The organism is Streptomyces sp. CLV115 (assembly GCF_038448545.1).
Taxonomy (GTDB): domain Bacteria; phylum Actinomycetota; class Actinomycetes; order Streptomycetales; family Streptomycetaceae; genus Streptomyces; species Streptomyces sanglieri.
This window is the reverse complement of sequence record NZ_JBCEWQ010000274.1, coordinates 1-5,581: the sequence shown is the minus strand read 5'-3', so window position 1 is coordinate 5,581 and position 5,581 is coordinate 1. Positions and strand designations below refer to the sequence as shown.

General features: G+C 71.3%; 1 protein-coding gene. It reads right to left on the bottom strand.

Annotated elements, in window-relative coordinates; all coding sequences use genetic code 11:
• Nucleotides 1-206: 206 nt before the first annotated feature.
• A complete protein-coding gene (gene pulA, locus AADR41_RS40940; RefSeq protein WP_342287447.1) occupies nt 207-5,525 on the bottom strand; it encodes a pullulanase-type alpha-1,6-glucosidase in 5,319 nt (1,772 codons plus the stop codon).
• Nucleotides 5,526-5,581 lie beyond the last annotated feature (56 nt).

Here is a 5,581-nt window from a genome sequence, read left to right as displayed (position 1 = left end):
CCCCCCCCCCCCCCCCCCCCCCCCCCCCCCCCCCCCCCCCCCCCCCCCCCCCCCCCCCCCCCCCCCCCCCCCCCCCCCCCCCCCCCCCCCCCCCCCCCCCCCCCCCCCCCCCCCCCCCCCCCCCCGGGGGTGGGAGGGCGCGCCGGGGGTGCGGTGCTGCGGCATTCCCCGACGGCTGCTGCCTCCCAACGTAGCCCTGTCCGGGCTCAATTCAGGGAGAACACCGCCACCGTACGTCCCGGGACGGTGAATCTTCCCGAACTCCTGTCATATGTGGACTTCTTGACAGTAGGATCCGCGCCCGCGGCCTGGACGGGGTGCAGGGCGTACTTCTTCCCCGCGAGGTCGGCGACCGTCTGGGTCGCCGTGCCGGGGGCCGCGTTGAGGACGACCACCAGCTTCCCGAGCCGCATGGTGATCACCCCCGGGGTCTCGTCCTTCCCAGAGAGCGGGAAGGACAGGGCGGACTGCACCTGTCCGGCGGTGGTGAGGGAGAAGTCCCGCTCGGTGGAGCGGATGGTGAGCAGGTCCCGGTACGCGGCGGACGCGCCGTCGATCTGTGCGCAGCCGGGATTCAGCGCGGCATCGGCCAGCAGCGGCTTCGCGTAGGACCACTTGGGCTCGTTGTCGGCGGCCGGCGGAAGTCCGCGGCCGAAGCCGTTGCCGTCGCGGCAGTCCCAGTGCAGCGCGTTGAACCAGTCGCCGCTGTCGTACGAGTTGCGGTCCAGGGACTTGGAGCGCAGCAGGTCGGTGCCCGCCTGGGAGAGCGAGGGCCCCTGCGAGAGGGTGGCCGTAGCCATCGCCAGGACCTGCATGCGGGCCCGGTCGGCCGCCGGGGTGCCCGCCGGGAGCTTGAAGGCGAGCGCGTCGTACAGCGATTCGTTGTCGTGGGCGTCCGCGTAGGCGAGGGCGTCGCCGGGGGCCGCGGCGTATCCGGCGGGGGCGCCGTTGTAGTCGACGCCGGAGCCCTTGACGGTGCGGCCCGAGGAGTCGGTGAAGGTGTAGTCGGCGAGGTTGCCGGTGAGGCCGACCTTGATCAGGTCCTGGTAGTGGAGCAGCCGGGCCTTCTGCTCGGCCTTCGTGCCGTTGGCGGCCGAGGTGTTGGGGTCGGTGTAGAGGCCGGTGGCGAAGCCCTGTACGCCCGGGTCCTCGTCGAACGGGGAGCCGCCCCGGACGGCGTCGCGGGACCGGTCGGAGAAGGTGGCGACGCCGGTGCCGGCCATGTTCTTCTGGGTGGCCTGGACGAAGCGGGCGTCGTCGGCGATCTCGCCGAAGTTCCAGCCCTCCCCGTACAGGATGATCTTCTTCCCGTCGACTCCGTCCTTCGCCACGGTCAGCGCGTCGAGCGCCTTGCGGACGGCGAGGATGTTCGCCCTGGGGTGGTGGCCCATCAGGTCGAAGCGGAAGCCGTCGACCTTGTACTCCTTGGCCCAGGTGACCACCGAGTCCACGACCAGCTTGCCCATCATGGTGTTCTCGGGGGCGGTGTTGGCGCAGCAGGTGGAGGTGGCGACGGTGCCGTCGTCCAGCAGCCGCTGGTAGTAGCCGGGCACGATCCGGTCGAGTACGGACTTGTCGTCCTGGCCGGAGGCGACGGTGTGGTTGTAGACGACGTCCATGACGGTGCGCAGCCCCGTGCCGTTGAGGCCCTGCACCATCCGCCGGAATTCGACGGTGCGCCGGGTGCCGTCGGGGTCGGAGGCGTAGGAGCCCTCGGGGACGGTGTAGTGCAGGGGGTCGTAGCCCCAGTTGAAGGCGTCCTTCGCGGCGGCCTTCGCCACACAGGCCTGCTGCTCCCGGGAGTCGGGGGCGTACACGGACAGGTCGCAGGCCGGCTTCTGCTGTGCGGACTTCTTCTCGGGGATGGTGCCGATGTCGAAGGCGGGCAGCAGATGGACGTAGCTCGTACCGGAGTCCGCCAGCCGCTTGAGGTGCTTCATCCCGTCGGAGCCGGTGTCGGTGAAGGCGAGGTACTCGCCGGGGTGCTTCGAGGTGCGGTCCGCGATCGAGAAGTCGCGGATGTGCAGCTCCTGGATCTGGGCGTCGCGCAGCGGTACGGCGGCGGGCTTGCGCAGCCCGGACCAGCCCTTCGGCGCGAGGGCCGGGTCGTCCAGGTCGACGACGAGGCTGCGGGCGGAGTCGGTGGTCAGGGCGGTGGAGTACGGGTCGGTGACCTTGTTGGTGACCGTCCTGCCGGCAGAGGGCGCCCAGACGTCGACCGCGTAACGGTAGGGCTTGCCCTTCCAGCTCTTCGGGCCCGTGACGGACCAGACGCCGGTGCGGTCGTCGCGGCGCATCGGGAGGCTGCGGCCTTCGAGCTCCAGGGCGACGGTACGGGCGGTGGGCGCCCAGACCGAGAGGGTGGGGCGGCCGTCGCGGCCGAAGACCGGGCCGAGCGAGGCGCCGGCCGCGTGCTTGCCGTACAGGTCGTCGAGCACGCCCGCGCTCTGTACGCCGGTGGCCGCGAGCAGGGCGCCGTTGGCGGCGCGCTGGGTGGCGATCAGCTGACCGCGCAGCGCGTCACGGACCCGGTCCCGGTCCCGGGCGTCGACGGTGAACGCCGGGTAGTCCTTGAGGTGCGGGTACTTCGCCTTCTGCGCGTCGGTCAGCGCGGACGGGGCGAGCCGCAGCCACTGTCCCTCGTCGGAGAGCGCTCCGTCGACGACGGAGATTCCGCCGCCCGGTGCGTAGACGAGCTGCTGGCTGGTGGCGCCGGTGCTCTTCACCTTCCATACGACGGTGTCGGCGTCGATCCACTGCGCCTCGGCCCTGGTGAGGTCGGGGGTGGGCACGCCGCCGGTCTGGGGCAGCAGGTAGCCGGGGGTCGCGCCGAGCATCCAGACCTCGTGCCCGTAGGTGGCGAGGTCGAGCGACTGGTCGCTGGGGAGGTCCTTCTCGTCGCCCTTGTGCAGGATGTAGGAGAGCGAGGTGGCGCCGTCGGTGAGCGGCACCTCGAAGGTGATTCCGGAGGCGTCCTTCTTCACCGGCCGGAGAGGCTTCGCCCAGTCGGTGGGGTCCTTGGCGCCGGTCCAGGTGTGCAGCCCCCAGCCGTCGTAGTCGCCGTCGGGCCGGTAGTAGTGCAGGACCGCTTTGGTGGTGTCCTGCGGCGGGTAGGCGCCGTCGGGGGCCTTGTCGGCCTGGCCGTCCTGGCCCTGCTCGATCCAGACCTGTCCGGTCCTGGCGAGTTCGACGGTGCGCTGCGGCCCGTCGGCGGTGCCGTCCTTCTCGACGGTGTACGGGACGGTGGTGGCGCCCTCGTCGGGCTTCAGCCAGGCGAACGCCCCGTAGGCGTCGCGCCCGGTGAACTGCGCGGTGCGGTCTCCGGACTTGAGCGTCCAGCCGGTGTAGTCGCCGTCCGCGCGCTTGTAGTGGACGACCGCGTGGTCGCGCTCGACGGCCACCGGCTTCCCGGGTGCGGGGGCCTGTCCGGCGGTGGTCTCGGCGCGGGCGCTCGCGGTGCGTCCGGTGCGGTCGACGACGACCGCCTTGTAGCGCAGCGGGGTGCCTGCCGCGACCTTGCCGTCCAGGTGCTGGGTGACCTTGTACGGGGCGTGGTCGGCGGATCCGAGCGTGGTCCACTTCCCGTTGCCGGTCTGCGCGGCGAAGACGACCCGGTTCAGCCCGCCGCCGTCGACGTCGGCGGAGATCTCGACGGTGCCGGTGGCCCCGGCGGCGGGCGCCTTCAGGGTGACGGCCGGCTCGGCGGCCGGGGCACCCATCGGCTTCCCGGCACGCAGTACGAGGCTGGAGAGGGCGGGGACGGTGACGGTGACCTTCTTGTCGGACCCGCTCCGGACGGTACCCGAACCGCCGTACAGGGTGCGGAAGTCCATGCCTGCCGATGCGGTGGGCAGCTCGACGGTCCGTGGTCCGGTGCCGTTGTTGGCGGCGACGAGGTACTCGTAGGGCCTGCGGGGGTCCGTGCGGGAGAACGCGTAGACGGACCCTTCCGCGTAGCGCTCGGTCTGGACGCCGTCGCGCAGGGCCGGGTTCTTCCGGGTGAGCCCGGAGAGCGCGGCGATGTTCCGGTACAGGGGGTGCTCCGGGTCGTACGCGTCGGTGGCGTGGGTGCGGTCGGTGCCCAGTTCGTCGTCGTCGAGGTAGTCGGCGGTCTTCGAGGCGAACATGGTCTGGCGGGCGTCCTTGTCACCGCCCGCCCCGGTGAAGCCCTGCTCGTCACCGTAGTAGACGACGGGATTGCCCCGCCCGAGGAACATCAGCTCATTGGCGAGCCTCGCGCGCGCGAGGAGTTCCGCGTCACCGGCGGACGGGTTGTCCTGCTTCAGGAACGTGCCGATGCGGCCCATGTCGTGGTTGCCGAGGAAGGTCACCTGCTCGTAGGCGTTGGCCTTGTCGGTGGTGTACCGGTAGTCGTCGCCGAACACCGCGGCGAGCTTCGCGGCCGGGGCGCCCTGGGAGGCGTACTGGCGTGCCGCCTCCTGGAAGGGGAAGTCGAGCGTCGCGTCGAGCCGGCCCCGGGTGACGTAGGGCGAGGTGACGGCGGTGTCGGCGGAGTAGACCTCGCCGAACATGAAGAAGTCCTTGCGGCCGTGCTCGGCCGCGTAGGTGTCCAGGGCGGTCGCCCACTGGGTCCAGAAGTCCAGGTCGACGTGTTTGACGGTGTCGATCCGGAAGCCGTCGATGCCGAAGTCGCGGACCCACTTCTCGTAGATCTTCGCCATGCCGGTCACGACCTCGGGCCGTTCGGTCCACAGGTCGTCCAGTCCGGAGAAGTCGCCGTACTCGGCGGACTCGCCGGCGAAGGTCGAGTCGCCCCGGTTGTGGTACATCGTCGGGTCGTTGAGCCAGGCCGGGACCTTGTCGTTCGCGGTGTTGCCCGGCGTGTACGGGAACGAGTCGGCGTCCACCTTCGCCAGGCCCTTGCTGTCGTCGAACGGGCGGCCGTCCTCGTCCAGGTACGGGTAGGCGCCCTTCGGCCGGTAGCCGTAGGTCTTCTCGGCGTAGTCGACGGTGTCGGCGGTGTGGTTGGTGATGACGTCGAAGAAGACCTTCATGCCCTTGGCGTGGGCCTTGTCGATCAGCTTCGTCAGGTCGGCGTTGGTCCCGAAGTGCGGGTCGACCCGGGTGAAGTCGGTGATCCAGTAGCCGTGGTAGCCGGCCGAGGCGTCCTTGCCGGTGCCCTGGACGGGGCGGTTCTTGAAGATCGGGGCGAGCCAGATGGCGGTGGTGCCCAGGCCCTTGATGTAGTCGAGCCGCTCGGTCAGGCCCTTGAGGTCGCCGCCCTGGTAGAAGCCCTTGTCCGTGGGGTCGTACCCGGTCTCCAGGCGCGAACCGGTGAGCCCGCCGCGGTTGTTGGACGGGTCGCCGTCGGCGAACCGGTCCGGCATGACGAAGTAGAACTGCTCGCGGGTCAGGTCGTGCCGTGCGGGCGCCTGGGCGAGCTTCGCGTCCGAGGGCGGGCCCGGAGGTCTCGGCGCAGCCGATGCGGTGGCCGCCGGGACGACGGGGAGGAGTGCCGCGCAGAGTGCGGCGACGGCTCCCCGTCCGAGGGTGGAACGGGACACGGGCTGGTTCTCCTTGTGTACGGGTGGGGGGCTCTGGAGTGGGCGGACTTGTCGGG